A 14,128-nucleotide genomic window follows, 5' to 3' on the forward strand; every position below is an offset into this window, starting at 1 on the left:
AGTCAGATTCCTTCTTTCCAGAACCTATCCCGACACATTGCTCAAAAAACCAATCATCTTGCCTACTGCGAAGATACTACCCTCGATGAGTTTTATTCGTTCTTCAGTTCCTGAATTCAGAGTTCAGTTCAGGGCCGACAATTTTCTGGACAGACGCCGTACTCGCCATGCGGTCAGCCTCCCGTTCGCTCATCGGGCACAATACTCATCCACTCCCGGGCATGAAACAGGGGTGCCTTCTCTCGCGGTATGCAATCAGGCGAGACCTGCAATTTTAGTGAAATCATTGTATCGAAAACAGCCCAGGAATCGGGCTATCTCGTTGAATTAAGTGGGACAGCAGTGGGCTGCCATAGCACTAGCATCACCCCCTTTAATTACATTTTTATTTGTGCCTTTTTTGGGTCAAAATGAGTATTTATGTTCATCAATTTCTTTACTGCATAAGCTATAAACCAACTCACGCGAGACTTCCGTATAAATGTCGCGATAGTCGAATAATCCGGAACGCTTTTTTAATTCAGGCAGAGCCATTGCGTCGACAGGAAGGTCAAGCTTGGAAGCAACAAAATAAAAATCTAGATCCAAACTCTCAAAGAATCCAACGTAGTCCATAACCACATTGTCTTCGATTGTATAAAGCGGCCAGTTTGTTATCGGACTAGGGAGGAGGTCGTCCTGTTTTTTACCCTCGATTGACTCGAAATAAGCACGCCGAACAAATTCATCAAACCCGACTTCCGAACCTTTTAATGATCTTCTCCAAAAATAGTCAGAAACCATCTTGCTGTATGGATTTCGTACAAAGCAAAACTTGTAGTAATTTTCCCATTCATACGGGAATGCCTTTTGAACCTCGGAAGCGTTCGGGAAGATCGGAGATTGAGTCTCAGGAAAAAGTTTCTTGTAGCTAGAATATAGCGAATCCCTCAGCACCCCCTCAAAAGAGCCCTTACGAGTGATTGCGCGACCGCCCCCCTTAAGGGCCAACATCCCGAGCCCTTTCGGATTAAGAAAGACATCACGCACTATAAACTTCCGAGGCGGGAAGCAATTCGTAATTGTCTGAATGGAATCGAGGTATATGTCACGCGGCCCTAGGTGAGGGTATAGGCATGACGCAATAGAACTACCAGCACACTTCCTATTATGAACAAAGATGAACTGATATTTGTGACTTATAATCACACGCCCTCCTTGACGGCGCAAAGCGGTCGGTCGCTGCGTTTGATTATCCCATAGGTGGCAGGTCCCGGCTGGTTATATACACGTTTACGAAATGAACCGGGGCGTTCCTGTTGCGGAAACGCTGATCAAAGGCTCCGCATGCCGCTCCATATCCCGCCGAAGCGCGTTTGGCAGGACATCAGGGCCCCGGCGGCCTGTTTTGGCCCCTGTAACCGCCGTTTTGAGCGGTTACAGGGGCGATTTCCGGTCATGCAGACACACTATCCCTGCGTGAGGAGCCCCCACCGTCGCGCGCGGTACAGGTTCGCCAGGGCGAACAGACTGTGCAGCTGCGCGGTGTTCTTATTGAGGCCGCGGTAGCGGACCTTGCGGTAGCCGAAGAGGTTCTTCACCACATGGAACGGATGCTCGACGATCGAACGCAACTGCGCCTTCTGCCGTTCGGCGGCGCGCACCCGTTCGCGCGCCGGGCCTTCCGGCATTGCGCGCACGGTGCCGCGCTTGCGCGCGATGTGGGTTTCGGGACGATGCGCGTCCAGCCGCTTCTCCGCACCGATGTAGCCGGCATCGCCATGCAGGCTGTCTTCCTCGACGTGCAGCAGGTCCGGCACCTGCGACACGTCCGAGACGTTCGCCGCCGTCCCCTTCACGGTGTGGACTAGGCCCGTGACCACGTCCGCGCCGACATGCGCCTTCATCCCGAAGTGGTGAGTAGACCGAAGGAATCTCGCCTCCAGCCTCTCGCAGAACCGTACGTGACACTCCCGCGTCATACGGCTCCCCTTACCCAACCTGCTGCTCTCTCACATCCCAGTGATAGAACAACCGCGGCGTCTCTTCCCGAATCTTCCCCAGCCATTCAGAACTGCGCCGTTTGCGTCCATAGAGGCTCTTGTACTTTCGTCGAGCCCAACGCGCAAGCGCCTGATCAATGTGCCCGAAGACACTGAGGATAGCGGTGCGATAAAAGCTACCATAGTACTGCCACCATCCCCGTATCACTGGATTATAGAGCCGAGCCACGTCGGCTAGCGTTACATGGGTTTGCCGATTCAGCCGCCACCTGCGCACTGCCTGACGCATCCGCTTCAAAGCGTCTTTGCTCGCCCCCGGAAGGAAGGCGGTAAAGAGCATGCCTTGCTTACTGTAGGCCTTCCTCGGCTTGAATGTGAATCCCAGGAAGGTAAAGCTGACATGCATATGCTGTTCAGTCCGGTTGCTGTCTTTGCAATATACAATCTTCGATTTCTCAGGATGCATCGTCAGCCACACTGCGAGAGCCGTTCCGCGATGGCACGCATCACGTATTCCGCCTGCTTGCGAGTTTTGCAGTGAACTACCGCATCGTCGGCGTAACGGGCGAACGGGCAGTTAGGACTGTTACGGGCCATCCAACAATCAAAGACATAGTGCATAAACAAATTCATCAGGATGGGGCTAACCACACCGCCCTGCGGTGTGCCACGCTCACGAGGAACGCGTTCTCCCTCTTCCGTTTCATACGGTGCAATCAACCACCGTTCAATGTACAGAAGAACCCAGTCCTCCGTGATGTGGGTACGAACCGCCTTCATCAAAAGCCTATGATCGATTTGATCAAAGGCTGCCTTGATATCAAACTCAACCACCCAATCATATCGCCAGCAGCGTTCGCGAGTAATCGCCACAGCCTGCTTTGCAGATCGTTCAGGCCGGTATCCATAAGAATCCGGATGAAAGATCAATTCCAGGGTGGGCTCGATATGACGTTTGACGACGGTTTGCGCAACACGGTCGGAGACCGTAGGAACACCCAGCTTACGTGTGCCTCCCGTTCCCTTTGGAATCTCAATTTGCTTAACCGGCGGCGGGAAGTATGACCCCGACGACATCCGGTTCCACAGTTTGTATAGATTCTTCGGAAGGTCCCGCTCGAAGTCGGCGATCGTTTCGTCGTCGATTCCGGCAGCACCGCGATTGGCCTTGACTTGCTGGTATGCCTCCCACACCACGCGTTTCGCTATGCCATAAGGTTTCGTCGAGATCATGCTGCTCATCCCCGGAGGTTGACAGCCTTCGTCGACAGGATAAGGCCGCCCCTTCGCTCCACCTCCATTACAGAGGCTTCTTCACTACTACGAGCGGCTCCGCCCCTCGTCCCAGCATCGGTATTCTTCCTTATGGTTTCAGCCACTTGTCATTTCCCTTATCATCTGGAACAAGGTTCTCACGTTCCGTACCAAAGCCCACATTGAGATCATGCCGCCTATACACCGGCTGTCATCGGGTCCGTAAGCAGGTAACGCCCCAACTCGTCCTGAAGCCAATGGTCTACCTCAGTTTTGACAGCACTTTTGGCAATAACGATGCGTCGTCGGACGGTTCGCTTTCGCTCATCTTCTCAATGCACACCTGCCACCTTATCAGTGACTTTTCCCGGTCGCTCACCACCACGTCTTTTGGACGCAGCAGCACCGGGCGGTTTGGAGCCCGCTCCTGCAAGCCGACTCCGGGAGGACCTCTCCCATCTTTAGCACAGCACCACAGGCAAAGCCTGTGTTCGTGACACACACCACTGATTGCCTTTCTTCGTTTGGTGCCTCTCCGGGTCACGCGCCTTGTTCTCGTTCTTCGTCGATGGCGGGGCGGCGATCAGCGTGGCATCCACGACCGTTCCCTCACGCAGCAGCAGGCCCCGTTCCTGCAGATGGGCGTTGAGCCGCTCGAAGATCACCCGGGTCAGGTCGTGGCGCTCCAGCAACCGACGGAACTGCAGCAGAGTGGTGGCATCCGGGGCGTCTTCGCGGCTCAGGTCGATCCCGACAAAGCGCCGGATCGCCTGGCTGTCGTAGACCGCGTCCTCGATCCCTTCATCCGACAGGTTGAAGCACTGCTGCGCCACGTACATCCGCAGCATCCGCTCCAGACCAATCGGCGGGCGGCCGCGCTTCCCCTTCGGGTAGTGCGGCTCGATCGCCTCCACCAGCGCCGCCCAGGGCGTGATCGCATCGATCTCCCCCAGAAACCGGTCGCGCCGCGTCTGCTTGCGCTTGGCGGAGTACTCGAGATCGGAAAAACTGCGCTGCGACATCGACCATCACCTCGGGCAGAAAACCTGCTGCCATTATCCCAAACCCGCTCGCCGGGCGGGAGCAGCGGCGGATTAAATCAGCGTCTCCCTTAGCTTGTAGATCCTCCCCAACCGAACTGACATTGACAGCCTCAAAACACCACCAGACCTCGATGAGAAGCACCATTCGGCCAGATAGACCACGCCACGAACCGGAAGCAAAATATCGAGACGTTTTGCAGCCTACGTAATTCGATTATTGTAGCCCAAAAATGCAAAGTCCTCCGAATAAAGTTCGCGCACGATATCAATTAAGCTATCGTCATAGAAACGGTCAACCATTGTAGAAGATTGTGTCTTCTTCTTGGTATCGCTTGGCCAAAGATCGCGGAGCCAACCATCGTCAGAACCCAAATTTAGCTCCTCGAGCATAGCCCCAAACTCAGTCGAAAAATTCTCAAACCGAACAACCGTGTCATAAAAACTCAGGTCGTAAGCAATCTGTTTTTTTTGGAGGTCCCAATGACTATTTCCTGAAATTCCTTTTTGCGCAAGATACATCACAAAGTCTCGAAATCCTTCCGGAGTGGGAGAGAAGTCACCATACACAGGAACATACTTCTCCCGCCTATAAGTGAACTTTTGAAGAAAGGCGGAGAGCAGTCGTGTGTACGGGCTTCGAACAACGACCATCTTATGATAGACAGGTCTGGATAAAACGGAGCGCGCGGGCACCTTCCTGCTTTTCTTTTTGGCCTCGGAATGCCCCTTAAATTTATAACCCTCCAGCGCACACAAGACACATACCACTGTTGTGTTAGCATTTTTCTGGACGCGATTGTAACAAATACCCAAGCCGTCAAAGAAGCACAGTTTCTCGATGGCCCGGTAATCTCTCGGGGCCACGCCAAACGCTTGGTATGCGGCCCACTGCCTGACCGTCAGGTCAAAGCAAGAACGGAGTGGATTTTTGATCTGAACTATACCGCTCATTGAGTCCTCGCCAAGCTCTAGAGGGCGTCACAAAAAATTAATATCCAACAAAATAAAATTAGAAGTCTTCTCAGTATAGCATGAGGGCGTTGGTATGCGTTTATATTGCAATCGCTCTAACTTCCACAAAACGATGAGCCTGAGCCCTTAAAGCCGGTATCAGTCGTTCTTTTTGAGTCGCTCAATATCATCCTCTCCAAGATAATCCCCGGTCTGCACCTCGATCACCTCCAGCGGTCCCTCGCCCGGATTCTCGAGGCAATGGATCTCGTGCAGGGGGATGTAGGTCGACTGGTCTTCCCGTACATCATAAACGGTTTTTCCCCGCGTGACGCGGGCGGTGCCGGCGACCACGATCCAGTGTTCGGCGCGGTGGCGGTGGCGCTGCAGGGAGAGTCGCGCGCCGGGGCGCACGTGCAGGTGCTTGACCTGGTAGCGCTCGCCGGTCTCCATGCTGCGGTAATGGCCCCAGGGGCGGTGCACGGTGGGGTACTGGTGCACCTCGGGGCGGGACTGCTCGCGCAGGCGTTCGACCAGGGCGCGCAGTTCGGGGAGCCTGTCGCGGGGTGCGGCGAATACGGCGTCCGGGGTGGCGATCACGGCGAGCTCCTGCAGGCCGAGGGCGGCGACGAGCGTGTCGTGGCCTTCCACCAGGCTGCGGGTGCAGTCCTCCAGTACGGTGTCGCCGCGGGTGTGGTTGCCGTGGACGTCCGGTTCCTGCAGTGCGGCTAGTGCCTCCCAGGAGCCGATGTCGGTCCAGCCGGCGTCCAGCGGGGTGACGGCGGCGGCATAGGTGGCTTCCATCACGGCGTAGTCGATGGAGCGCGCGGGGGCCTGGCGGAAGGCCTCGGGGTCGGGGCGGAGGAAGTCGAGGTCGTGTTGGGCGCCGGCGATGGCGGCGCGCGCGGCGCGCGGGATGTCGGGGGCGTGGCGTTCCAGTTCGGCCAGTACGCGCGAGGCGCGGAACAGGAAGATGCCGGCGTTCCACAGGTAGTCGCCCTCTTCCAGATATTGCCGGGCGGTGGCGGCGTCGGGCTTTTCGGTAAAGCGGGCCACGCGGGCGCCGGCATCACCCAGTGACTCGCCGCGGCGGATGTAGCCGTAGCCGGTCTCGGGGCGTTCGGGGGTGACGCCGAAGGTGACGAGGTAGCCTTCTTCGGCCAGCGGGGTCGCGCGGGCCACGGCCGCGTGGAAGTCGCGGGTGCGGGCGATGTGGTGGTCGGCGGGCAGGATCAGGAGCAGCGGGTCGCGGCCCGCGGCTTCTTCACAGGCCGCGGCCAGGGCGATGGCGGGGGCGGTGTTGCGGCCCTCGGGTTCCAGCACCAGCGGCGGCAGGTCGGTGTATCCGGCGCTGCGGAGCTGTTCGGCGGCGAGGAAGCGGTGTTCGGCGCCGACGATGATCCGGGCGGGGGCGAAGCGTGGGGCGGGGTCCGGGGCTGCCTCCGCTGCGGGCTCCGGGGGGATCGGCCAGGGGGCTGGCCTCCCACGACCAAACCCTGCCCGGTAGGAGGCCGGCCCTCCGGCCGATCGGGCGCCGGAGCTGGTCGGCCGGAGGGCCGGCCTCCCGCGGGGGGTGGTCGAACCGGGGTAAGCGCTGGCCACCCGCGCGAGTGTCTGCTGCAGGAGCGTCGGGCCATCGGCATGCGGCAGGGCCAGGAACTGCTTGGGATGCGCCTCGCGCGAGAGCGGCCACAGGCGCGTCCCGGAACCGCCGGCGAGGATGACGGGCTGGATCACGGTATCGTCCATGTCGGCATCATACCCCAGTGCGGGCCTCCGACCGCCGTATCGGGGCCGGATCGGGGCCGAATCGGGGCCGAATCGGCGCCAAATCGGCCAGGGGGCTGGCCTCCTACTACACCCGACCGGTAGGAGGCCGGCCCTCCGGCCGATCCGCCTCGGAGGGTCGTCGGGCCCCGATCGGCCAGGGGGCTGGCCTCCTACGACCCCATCCCGCCCTGTGGGAGGCCGGCCCTCCGGCCGATCGTGCATCCGAGCTGTCTCCAGGGCCGGATCGGCCAGGGGCTGGCCTCCCACGGGTCGGGGAAGGCAATGCTGTGATGACAGCCCCGTTGCGGAGGCGTAGCATTTTGAACTTGAATCGGGGACAGGGAGCGCCGATAACCATGGAACAGAAGCGTATTCATGTTCGCTGCCTGCTGGAGCGGCGGGCTGACAACCTGTATGCGGGATATTCCCTCGAGTTTGCGATTGCTGCTCAAGGGGATTCGCTGGAGGACGTACGCGAACAGCTCCACGCCATGATCCAGAACCACCTGGAAGAGGTGGCCGCGTCCGCCGAGGCCGGTAATCTTGAAGAAGCGAAGCAGCTTCTCCGGCGCAAGGCACGACCCGGAGTTTTTCTGAAATTTCACTGGGTACGGCTCCTGGATTGGTTGCGACACAACGGCCAGGGGCCGCGCGATCGACAACGCTTCGAAGAGGATGCCGATATCCCGAGCGCCCTCGCGTGACCCACCGCTCCATGTGCCATGGGATTCGGCGCCAACAAACGGCAGGTAAGCCATCGTGAATTCACCCGCGTGCTTCGACACCTCGGTTTTGAGGTGAACAGGAAGCAGGGAAAGGGCGCACATGAGAAGTGGGTGCATCCCGAGTTTCGCGGCGCGAAACGCGTGGTCCTGGTCAGTGAACACAATCAGCCATTTGCGAAAGGCATCCTGCGCGCGATGATCGACCAGACGGGATTGAAGCCACAGGAATTCTACCGTTGCCTGGACGATCCCAAACGTGCCAGGGAGATCCTGGGAACGTAGGAGGCCGGCCCTCCGGCCGACAGCCCCGGCGCCCGATCGGCCAGGGGGCTGGCCTCCTACCCCTCCCTTCCCTGTGGGAGGCCGGCCCTCCGGCCGATCTGCCCGGTGCCAGTCTTGCCCCGTCGGCCAGGCCCCGGATACGAGCGGCTGGCGGGGTTAACGCAACGAGCGAACCTCGATGTCCAGGTCCAGCTGGCTCCATGCCCGATCGGCGGTCAGGACCGGGAGGGCCTTGTCTCTGGCCAGCGCGAGGCAGGCACGGTCGGCCATTGACAGGCCATGTCGGCGGGAGGACTCCCACAGCTGTGCGGCCAGCTCGGCCTGTTGCGGCGTGAATGGCTCGAACACCAGCCCGACATCCATGAACTCCTGCTGCATGCCCCGGACGTCGACCCCGCGCTGCAGGGCTTTCTGGAGAACCTCGGACCAGTTCACGGTGGACATGCAGCCGCCGTCGAGGGCACGCGCCACGCTGTCTCCGCCCGGCTCGTCATGCAAAAAGGCCAGCAGGGCGGAAGCATCCAGCACGGTGGTCATGGTTCACCATGTTCATGCCCGGCTTCGCGCCGCCGATCGTCAATGAGTTCGTCCGAGAGGCTGACGTCCCGCGGGATGTGCCTGAATCGATCACGGAGCCGTTGCTCGACGATCTCACGCCGTTCCAGCACCAGGCTCTCCCCGACCAGACGCGCGACCAGGCGGTCGCCCGGGCGCAGTTTCAGGGTATTGCGCAGTGCCGCCGGGATCACCACCCTGCCTTGTGCGCCAACCTGCACCTCGTTTTCGTTTTGTGCCACAGCTCTCATCCTCTGCCACATGCAGCTCCAATATGGCACAGCAAGGCGCAACGAACCATGGCCAACCGCAGGCCCCGACATCCCGCACCCGATCGGCCAGGGGGCTGGCCTCCTACAGGCCGAACCCTACCACCGGTAGGAGGCCGGCCCTCCGGCCGATTGTGCGTCCGAGCTGTCTCCGGCGCCCGATCGGCCAGGGGGCTGGCCTCCCACAGGCCGAACCCTACGACCGGTAGGAGGCCGGCCCTCCGGCCGATTGTGCCTCCGGGCTGTCTCCGGCGCCGGGTGGCGCTGGCGGCACATGTTTTTTGTACATACAATATTCAAATGGAGATCGAATTTGATGCGGACAAGGACGCCGCGAATCTGGCCAAACATGGTGTCTCTCTGGCCGACGCCGCGCATCTCGACTGCGACACGCTGCTGGCGATGGAGGACCGCAGGGCCGATTACGGCGAATGCCGGATGACGGGGTACGCCCTCCGGGAAAAACGGCTGTACTGCGTCGTCTTCACGGACCGGGGATCCGCTCGCCGCATTATCAGCCTGCGCAAGGCCAACAACCGGGAGATCCTTCGCTATGCCCAAATTTATAACGCTACGTGACGGCCGCCGGGTCGCGCTGAACGATGCCGACGAGGAAACCCGGGTCAACGAGGGCATCGCTGCGGATCCGGACACCCATGAGCCCGATGAACAGGAGTTCGCGAACCTTCGTCCGGTCGGTCGCCCACGGTCCGAAGTGACCAAGGAACGAATCACGATCCGCCTGTCACCGGAGGTGGTGGACGCGTTCCGCGCAACCGGAAAAGGCTGGCAGACGCGCATGGACGCGGCCCTGAAGGAATGGTTGAAGGAACACCACCCCACCCCGGACCCGTAGGAGGCCAGCCCTCTGGCCGATCTGCCCGGTGCGTCTTCTGGCCCCGATCGGCCAGGGGGCTGGCCTCCTACGACCTGATCCCGCCCTGTGGGAGGCCGGCCCTCCGGCCGATGGGGCCGCGCTGGATGCCCGAACGCCGGATCGGCCAGGGGGCTGGCCTCCTACCGGGTCGGGGGTTGGCGGGCATCCGGGAGCGCGATAGGCTTTCTGGCTAAGGAACACAAGCTGGAGAAACGCGCCATGGATGGCCGCCCTCATGCCGAGGCCCTTCGCCGGGGCCGGTATTCCGAACCCGGCCGTATCTATCTGGTGACCACGGTCACGCGTGACCGCAAGCCGGTTTTTCGGGATCTGTGGGCCGCCCGCGCCCTGATCGGTACGCTGCGTTACGCGGACAGGGAGAACCACGCGGAGACCCTCGCTTTCGTGGTGATGCCCGACCATCTGCACTGGTTGATGTCGCTGGGCGAAGTGGAATCGTTATCCACGGTGGTTCGATCCATCAAGGCCGTCACGTCCAGGCGTCTCGGGCATGCGGTGTGGCAGCCGGGGTTCCATGACCGAGCATTGCGGCGGGAGGAGGAGCTGTTGCCGATCGCCCGTTATATCGCAGCCAATCCGCTGCGTGCGGGGCTGGTGCGAAACCTCGGCGATTATCCGCACTGGGACGCGATATGGCTGTAACCGCGCCCTGCAGGAGGCGGGGCCGAAATCGGCCGGAGGGCCGGCCTCCTACGGGCCGGGCCCGCCGATCCGCCGGGGCCCGCCGACCCGGCCGGGGCACCCGTGGGAGGCCAGCCCCATGGCCGATCGGGGCGTTGACCGATCCGGCGCAGGGGGGATGTCCGAACGCGAAATCGGCCGGAGGGCTGGCCTCCTACCGTTCCCGCGCCCTGCAGGAGGCCAGCCCCCTGGCCGATCCCCTGCTCGATGATATGCTGGCCATAATCCCTTGACATTCTGGTACCAGGCTATGGATCCACCCATCGAAAAAATGTCGGTCGCCGAGAAACTGCGAACCATGGAAGCCCTGTGGGAGGACCTGAGCCGCACCCCCGAGCAGGTTCCCGCTCCGGAGTGGCACGGTGAGATCCTGGAGGACCGGGCGGCGCGGGTGGAACAGGGGCACGCGCAATTCACTCCCTGGAGCAGTGCGCGGGAACGCTTGCTCAATCGCCCTGAATGAGGATTGAGCTCCTCTCGGAAGCCGAACGCGATCTGACTGACGGCTTTCATTTCTACGAAAAGCTTTGTCCCGGGGTCGGTTTCTATTTTCTCGAAAGCCTGGCCAGCGAAATCGACTCCCTCGCCCTTTACGCCGGCATCCATGAGACCCGGTTCGGCTTCTACCGGCTGCTGGCTCGTCGGTTCCCGTATGCCGTGTATTATCGAATGCCGGAGCCGGAGCGGGTTCAGATTCTTGCCGTGCTCGATTGCCGTCGGTCACCCGAAATGGCGCGGACTCGGCTGCGGCCTGATTGAATGCCGATCGGGCGTTGACCTACCCGGCGCCGGGGGTTGCCCGAACGCAAAATCGGCCGGAGGGCCGGCCTCCTACCGTTTGCCCCGCCTCGTAGGAGGCCAGCCCCCTGGCCGATCGGGGCCCGACGACCCACCGGGGCAGATCGGCCGGAGGGCCGGCCTCCTACGGGCCGTGCCCGCCGATCCGCCGGGGCCCGCCGATCCGGTCGGGGCACCCGTGGGAGGCCAGCCCTCTGGCCGATCGGGCGCCAGGGGGGTTATTCGCCGGCCTCGATGATCGCAGAGATGTGTTCGACCTGGCGGTGCAGCAGGTGGCGGTCGCCGCGGGTCTCGACGTTGAGGCGCAGCAGGGGTTCGGTGTTGGAGCCGCGCAGGTTGTAGCGCCATTCGGGGAATTCGACGCTGATGCCGTCGGTGCGGTCGATGCGGTCGGACTGTGCGTCGGTGGCGACCATCACGCGGTGGATGGCGGACATCATGTTGTCCACGCGGAAGTTGATCTCGCCGCTGCAGGGGAAGCGCTCCATGCGTTCGCGCACCATCTCGCGCAGGGACTGCTCGCGCCGCCCCATCAGCTCGACCACCCGCAGCCAGGGCAGCATGCCGGAGTCGCAGTAGTAGAAGTCGCGGAAGAAGTGATGGGCGCTCATCTCGCCGCCGTACACGGCGTTCTCGCGGCGCATGGTCTCCTTCATGAAGGCGTGGCCGGCCTTGCTCTGCACGGGTACGCCGCCGGCGGCCTCGACCATTTCGATGGTGTTCCAGGTGAGGCGCGGATCGTGCACCACCCGGTTCCCCTGCCCGCCTCCCGGCTGTGCGCGCAGGCTGGCCTCGGCCAGCAGGCCGACCATGTAGTAGCCCTCGACGAACTCGCCGTGCGAGTCGAAGAAGAAGCAGCGGTCGAAGTCGCCGTCCCAGGCCAGGCCGAGGTCGCCGCCGAAGGAGAGTACCGCGTCGCTGGTGAAGCGGCGGTTCTCCTCCAGCATGGGGTTGGGGATGCCGTTGGGGAAGTTGCCGTCCGGCTCGGCGTTCTCGCGGATCATCTCCACCGGCAGATGGGCATCCAGTTCGTCCAGCACCGGGCCGGCCCCGCCGTTGCCGGGGTTCACCAGCAGGTTCAGCGGCGGCATCACCTCGGGGTCCACCAGGCTCAGGAGGTGGTGGATGTACGCCTCGCGGTGGTACAGACGTCCGGTGCGCCCGCGCACCCGAGGGGTAAACCCGCCCTGCTCCGCCCGCCAGCGGATCGCCTCCAGCCCGGTGTCCGCGCTCACCGGCCGCGCGCCCTCGCGCACGATCTTGAGCCCGTTGTAGTCCAGGGGGTTGTGGCTGGCGGTGACCATGATCCCCGCCCCGGCCCGGTAGTAGGCGGTGGCGAAGTAGACCTCCTCGGTGCCGCACAGGCCGATGTCGGCCACGTTGCAGCCGCCGGCGGAGAGTCCGTCGATGACCGCCGCCGCCAGCGCCGGGCTGGTCAGGCGCACGTCCCGCCCCACGATGGCCATCTGCGGCCCCAGCTCCTCCGCAACGGCCCGCGCGATGGTGTACGCCACCCGCTCGTTCAGCTGGGTCGGCACCCGTCCGCGGATGTCGTACGCCTTGAAACAGTCCAGGTTCATGTGCCCGGGTCCGGTTCGTGCAGGAACTTGAGGTCCGCGTCCCTGCGTTTGCGGGCGGCCTGATAGAAATTCTCGTGCGGGGCCAGATTCATCAGCGTGAGGACGAGCTGTCCCTCGTCCCATGCGTAACCCAGCAGGATCTCCTGCCCCTCCAGCCGAAATTTATGCACCCAAAGATGTGCGAGATCGCCCCGCTTCCGCGTCCCCAGTTCCGGATTCTCGACCAGCCGGGCGATCTCGTCGTCCACCCGGTCCTTCTGCTTTTCGCTCAAACGCTTGAACGCCTTGCGGAAGGTCGGCGTCTGCCGTATCTCAATCCTTCTTTCGGCGGACATACGGCTCGACCCGTCCTGCGTCGATCTCGGCGGTTGCAGTCAGTGCGTCCCTGATAAATTCATAGGGCAGATCCGGGTTGTCTTCGGCCGTGCGGCCGATCTGCACCCAGTGCTCGATCTGCTTGGGCAGGCTGCGGTGATTGGCCTCCGCATAGACCTGTGCATCACGGACCAGGGTGTCGTCCAGACGAACGCTTCGGGCCATGGGTGGCATCTCCTGCGCCCTTCGACGCGATGACAAGCGTGGATGATTGCGACAATTTGTCGCACTGTATCGGACTTTAGGGCGGACGGGGGGCGGGGTCAACCACGCCGGAGGAAGTCGCCCGGACGTGGAATCGGCCGGGGGGCCGGCCTCCTACGCGGCGGGGGCCGTAGGAGGCCAGCCTCTGGCCGATCGGGCGCAGGACATTGCTCGGACGTGGGATCGGCCGGAGGGCCGGCCTCCTACGCGGCGGGGGCCGTAGGAGGCCAGCCTCTGGCCGATCGGGCGCAGGAGATCGGCCGGACGTGGGATCGGCCGGGGGCCGGCCTCCTGCGCGGCGGGGGCCGTAGGAGGCCAGCCTCTGGCCGATCGGGCGCAGGACATTGCCCGGACGCCGAATCGGCCGGGGGGCCGGCCTCCTGCGCGGCGGGGGGCCGTGGGAGGCCAGCCTCTGGCCGATCGGGCGCGGGAGATCGGCCGGACGCGGGATCGGCCGGAGGGCCGGCCTCCTGATATGGATTGACCTGTCAACGGTTGGCTGTAGCGTTCGATCGAGACCTCCAGTTTTCCATGCCTTCGAGGCAGGGCACGAGAAGCGGATTGCGACGGTGGATCACTCTGATATACGCGGGTTGGTTACCGACCGGACTTCACTTCGTCGCGGAGCTGCCCTTCTCTACGGGCGAGGGTCAGCCCTTCCGGGGAAGGGGTGCCTCATAGGAGCGCCAGGGGTTCTCCTCACCGGCCTCTCATGCCCTGTCCCGAAGACACGGATGCGGGGTTCATGCGTCGGCTGCTGG

Annotated in this window: 17 protein-coding genes and 2 pseudogenes; 7 read left to right on the forward strand and 12 right to left on the reverse strand. The window is 62.2% G+C overall.

What is annotated here, in order from left to right:
- Positions 1 to 405 precede the first annotated feature (405 nt).
- The 7 genes and pseudogenes from F620_RS15260 to F620_RS0113305 all read right to left on the reverse strand — a co-directional run bounded on the left by F620_RS15260 (position 406) and on the right by F620_RS0113305 (position 6,979).
- Positions 406 to 1,029, reverse strand: coding sequence for a hypothetical protein (locus F620_RS15260; protein ID WP_155987039.1), 624 nt, complete (start codon positions 1,027 to 1,029; stop codon positions 406 to 408).
- A 419-nt stretch (positions 1,030 to 1,448) separates the two neighbouring features.
- A pseudogene (locus F620_RS14500) lies at positions 1,449 to 1,895 on the reverse strand (transposase); the annotation flags it as partial.
- Positions 1,896 to 1,971: 76 nt separating this feature from the next.
- Positions 1,972 to 2,448, reverse strand: coding sequence for a group II intron maturase-specific domain-containing protein (locus F620_RS15680; protein WP_369773822.1), 477 nt, complete (start codon positions 2,446 to 2,448; stop codon positions 1,972 to 1,974).
- Positions 2,449 to 2,450: 2 nt separating this feature from the next.
- A complete protein-coding gene (ltrA, locus tag F620_RS15565; protein ID WP_231373916.1) occupies positions 2,451 to 3,215 on the reverse strand; it encodes a group II intron reverse transcriptase/maturase in 765 nt (254 codons plus the stop codon).
- 524 nt (positions 3,216 to 3,739) lie between these two features.
- Positions 3,740 to 4,258, reverse strand: a pseudogene (locus tag F620_RS14510) (IS5 family transposase); the annotation flags it as partial.
- A 222-nt stretch (positions 4,259 to 4,480) separates the two neighbouring features.
- Positions 4,481 to 5,230: a sulfotransferase family 2 domain-containing protein gene (locus F620_RS14975; protein WP_081621781.1), complete on the reverse strand. Its 750-nt coding sequence runs from the start codon at positions 5,228 to 5,230 to the stop codon at positions 4,481 to 4,483.
- A 159-nt stretch (positions 5,231 to 5,389) separates the two neighbouring features.
- Positions 5,390 to 6,979, reverse strand: a complete 1,590-nt coding sequence (locus F620_RS0113305) for a mannose-1-phosphate guanylyltransferase/mannose-6-phosphate isomerase (RefSeq protein ID WP_019570946.1) — start codon at positions 6,977 to 6,979, stop codon at positions 5,390 to 5,392.
- 377 nt (positions 6,980 to 7,356) lie between these two features.
- Between F620_RS0113305 and F620_RS0113310 the strand changes: the two genes are divergently transcribed.
- Both F620_RS0113310 and F620_RS0113315 read left to right on the forward strand, forming a co-directional pair.
- Positions 7,357 to 7,704, forward strand: coding sequence for a hypothetical protein (locus tag F620_RS0113310; RefSeq protein ID WP_019590193.1), 348 nt, complete (start codon positions 7,357 to 7,359; stop codon positions 7,702 to 7,704).
- An 18-nt stretch (positions 7,705 to 7,722) separates the two neighbouring features.
- Complete coding sequence (locus F620_RS0113315; RefSeq protein ID WP_019590192.1) at positions 7,723 to 8,007, forward strand: type II toxin-antitoxin system HicA family toxin; 285 nt, start codon at positions 7,723 to 7,725, stop codon at positions 8,005 to 8,007.
- Positions 8,008 to 8,163: 156 nt separating this feature from the next.
- Here F620_RS0113315 and F620_RS0113320 read toward each other — a convergent pair whose 3' ends face one another.
- Positions 8,164 to 8,544, reverse strand: coding sequence for a PIN domain-containing protein (locus tag F620_RS0113320; protein ID WP_019570949.1), 381 nt, complete (start codon positions 8,542 to 8,544; stop codon positions 8,164 to 8,166).
- Positions 8,541 to 8,804 carry an AbrB/MazE/SpoVT family DNA-binding domain-containing protein gene (locus F620_RS0113325; protein ID WP_019570950.1) on the reverse strand — a complete coding sequence of 88 codons (264 nt, stop codon included), beginning with the start codon at positions 8,802 to 8,804 and terminating at the stop codon, positions 8,541 to 8,543. Before F620_RS0113325 ends, F620_RS0113320 begins: the two co-directional genes overlap by 4 nt.
- Before the next feature lie 327 nt (positions 8,805 to 9,131).
- On the opposite strand from F620_RS0113325, the gene F620_RS14980 reads away from it, so the two are divergent.
- The 5 genes from F620_RS14980 (at position 9,132) to F620_RS0113345 (ending at position 11,169) form a co-directional block, all read left to right on the forward strand.
- Positions 9,132 to 9,410, forward strand: coding sequence for a BrnT family toxin (locus tag F620_RS14980; RefSeq protein WP_081621782.1), 279 nt, complete (start codon positions 9,132 to 9,134; stop codon positions 9,408 to 9,410).
- The gene (locus F620_RS0113330; protein WP_019570951.1) at positions 9,385 to 9,687 is read left to right on the forward strand and encodes a BrnA antitoxin family protein; all 303 of its coding nucleotides are present in this window, start codon (positions 9,385 to 9,387) and stop codon (positions 9,685 to 9,687) included. The genes F620_RS14980 and F620_RS0113330 overlap by 26 nt, the downstream gene beginning before the upstream one ends.
- A gap of 240 nt (positions 9,688 to 9,927) precedes the next feature.
- On the forward strand, positions 9,928 to 10,371 hold the full coding sequence (locus tag F620_RS0113335) for a transposase (RefSeq protein ID WP_019021007.1): 444 nt from the start codon (positions 9,928 to 9,930) through the stop codon (positions 10,369 to 10,371).
- 310 nt (positions 10,372 to 10,681) lie between these two features.
- Positions 10,682 to 10,873 carry an addiction module protein gene (locus F620_RS0113340; RefSeq protein ID WP_026331482.1) on the forward strand — a complete coding sequence of 64 codons (192 nt, stop codon included), beginning with the start codon at positions 10,682 to 10,684 and terminating at the stop codon, positions 10,871 to 10,873.
- Positions 10,870 to 11,169 carry a type II toxin-antitoxin system RelE/ParE family toxin gene (locus tag F620_RS0113345; RefSeq protein ID WP_019570953.1) on the forward strand — a complete coding sequence of 100 codons (300 nt, stop codon included), beginning with the start codon at positions 10,870 to 10,872 and terminating at the stop codon, positions 11,167 to 11,169. Before F620_RS0113340 ends, F620_RS0113345 begins: the two co-directional genes overlap by 4 nt.
- A gap of 257 nt (positions 11,170 to 11,426) precedes the next feature.
- Here the strand turns inward: F620_RS0113345 and F620_RS0113350 are convergent, their stop codons facing one another.
- The 3 genes from F620_RS0113350 to F620_RS0113360 are packed head-to-tail and all read right to left on the reverse strand — an operon-like array spanning position 11,427 to position 13,328.
- Positions 11,427 to 12,788 (reverse strand): phosphomannomutase/phosphoglucomutase, encoded by a 1,362-nt coding sequence (locus F620_RS0113350; RefSeq protein ID WP_019570954.1) that lies wholly within the window; start codon positions 12,786 to 12,788, stop codon positions 11,427 to 11,429.
- The gene (locus F620_RS0113355; RefSeq protein WP_231373918.1) at positions 12,785 to 13,123 is read right to left on the reverse strand and encodes a type II toxin-antitoxin system RelE/ParE family toxin; all 339 of its coding nucleotides are present in this window, start codon (positions 13,121 to 13,123) and stop codon (positions 12,785 to 12,787) included. The genes F620_RS0113350 and F620_RS0113355 overlap by 4 nt, the downstream gene beginning before the upstream one ends.
- Positions 13,101 to 13,328 (reverse strand): hypothetical protein, encoded by a 228-nt coding sequence (locus F620_RS0113360; protein WP_018946147.1) that lies wholly within the window; start codon positions 13,326 to 13,328, stop codon positions 13,101 to 13,103. Before F620_RS0113360 ends, F620_RS0113355 begins: the two co-directional genes overlap by 23 nt.
- Between the last annotated feature and the right edge of the window lie 800 nt (positions 13,329 to 14,128).

Source organism: Thioalkalivibrio sp. ALE11, assembly GCF_000381205.1.
GTDB lineage: Bacteria > Pseudomonadota > Gammaproteobacteria > Ectothiorhodospirales > Ectothiorhodospiraceae > Thioalkalivibrio.

Bases quoted from the DNA above. Each gene is read 5' to 3' on its own strand.
- F620_RS15680 (WP_369773822.1), bottom strand. From the start codon at position 2,448: ATGCATCCTGAGAAATCGAAGATTGTATATTGCAAAGACAGCAACCGG.
- ltrA (WP_231373916.1), bottom strand. From the start codon at position 3,215: ATGATCTCGACGAAACCTTATGGCATAGCGAAACGCGTGGTGTGGGAG.
- F620_RS14975 (WP_081621781.1), bottom strand. From the start codon at position 5,230: ATGAGCGGTATAGTTCAGATCAAAAATCCACTCCGTTCTTGCTTTGAC.
- F620_RS0113305 (WP_019570946.1), bottom strand. From the start codon at position 6,979: ATGGACGATACCGTGATCCAGCCCGTCATCCTCGCCGGCGGTTCCGGG.
- F620_RS0113310 (WP_019590193.1), top strand. From the start codon at position 7,357: ATGGAACAGAAGCGTATTCATGTTCGCTGCCTGCTGGAGCGGCGGGCT.
- F620_RS0113315 (WP_019590192.1), top strand. From the start codon at position 7,723: ATGGGATTCGGCGCCAACAAACGGCAGGTAAGCCATCGTGAATTCACC.
- F620_RS0113320 (WP_019570949.1), bottom strand. From the start codon at position 8,544: ATGACCACCGTGCTGGATGCTTCCGCCCTGCTGGCCTTTTTGCATGAC.
- F620_RS14980 (WP_081621782.1), top strand. From the start codon at position 9,132: ATGGAGATCGAATTTGATGCGGACAAGGACGCCGCGAATCTGGCCAAA.
- F620_RS0113330 (WP_019570951.1), top strand. From the start codon at position 9,385: ATGCCCAAATTTATAACGCTACGTGACGGCCGCCGGGTCGCGCTGAAC.
- F620_RS0113335 (WP_019021007.1), top strand. From the start codon at position 9,928: ATGGATGGCCGCCCTCATGCCGAGGCCCTTCGCCGGGGCCGGTATTCC.
- F620_RS0113340 (WP_026331482.1), top strand. From the start codon at position 10,682: ATGTCGGTCGCCGAGAAACTGCGAACCATGGAAGCCCTGTGGGAGGAC.
- F620_RS0113345 (WP_019570953.1), top strand. From the start codon at position 10,870: ATGAGGATTGAGCTCCTCTCGGAAGCCGAACGCGATCTGACTGACGGC.
- F620_RS0113350 (WP_019570954.1), bottom strand. From the start codon at position 12,788: ATGAACCTGGACTGTTTCAAGGCGTACGACATCCGCGGACGGGTGCCG.
- F620_RS0113355 (WP_231373918.1), bottom strand. From the start codon at position 13,123: ATGTCCGCCGAAAGAAGGATTGAGATACGGCAGACGCCGACCTTCCGC.
- F620_RS0113360 (WP_018946147.1), bottom strand. From the start codon at position 13,328: ATGGCCCGAAGCGTTCGTCTGGACGACACCCTGGTCCGTGATGCACAG.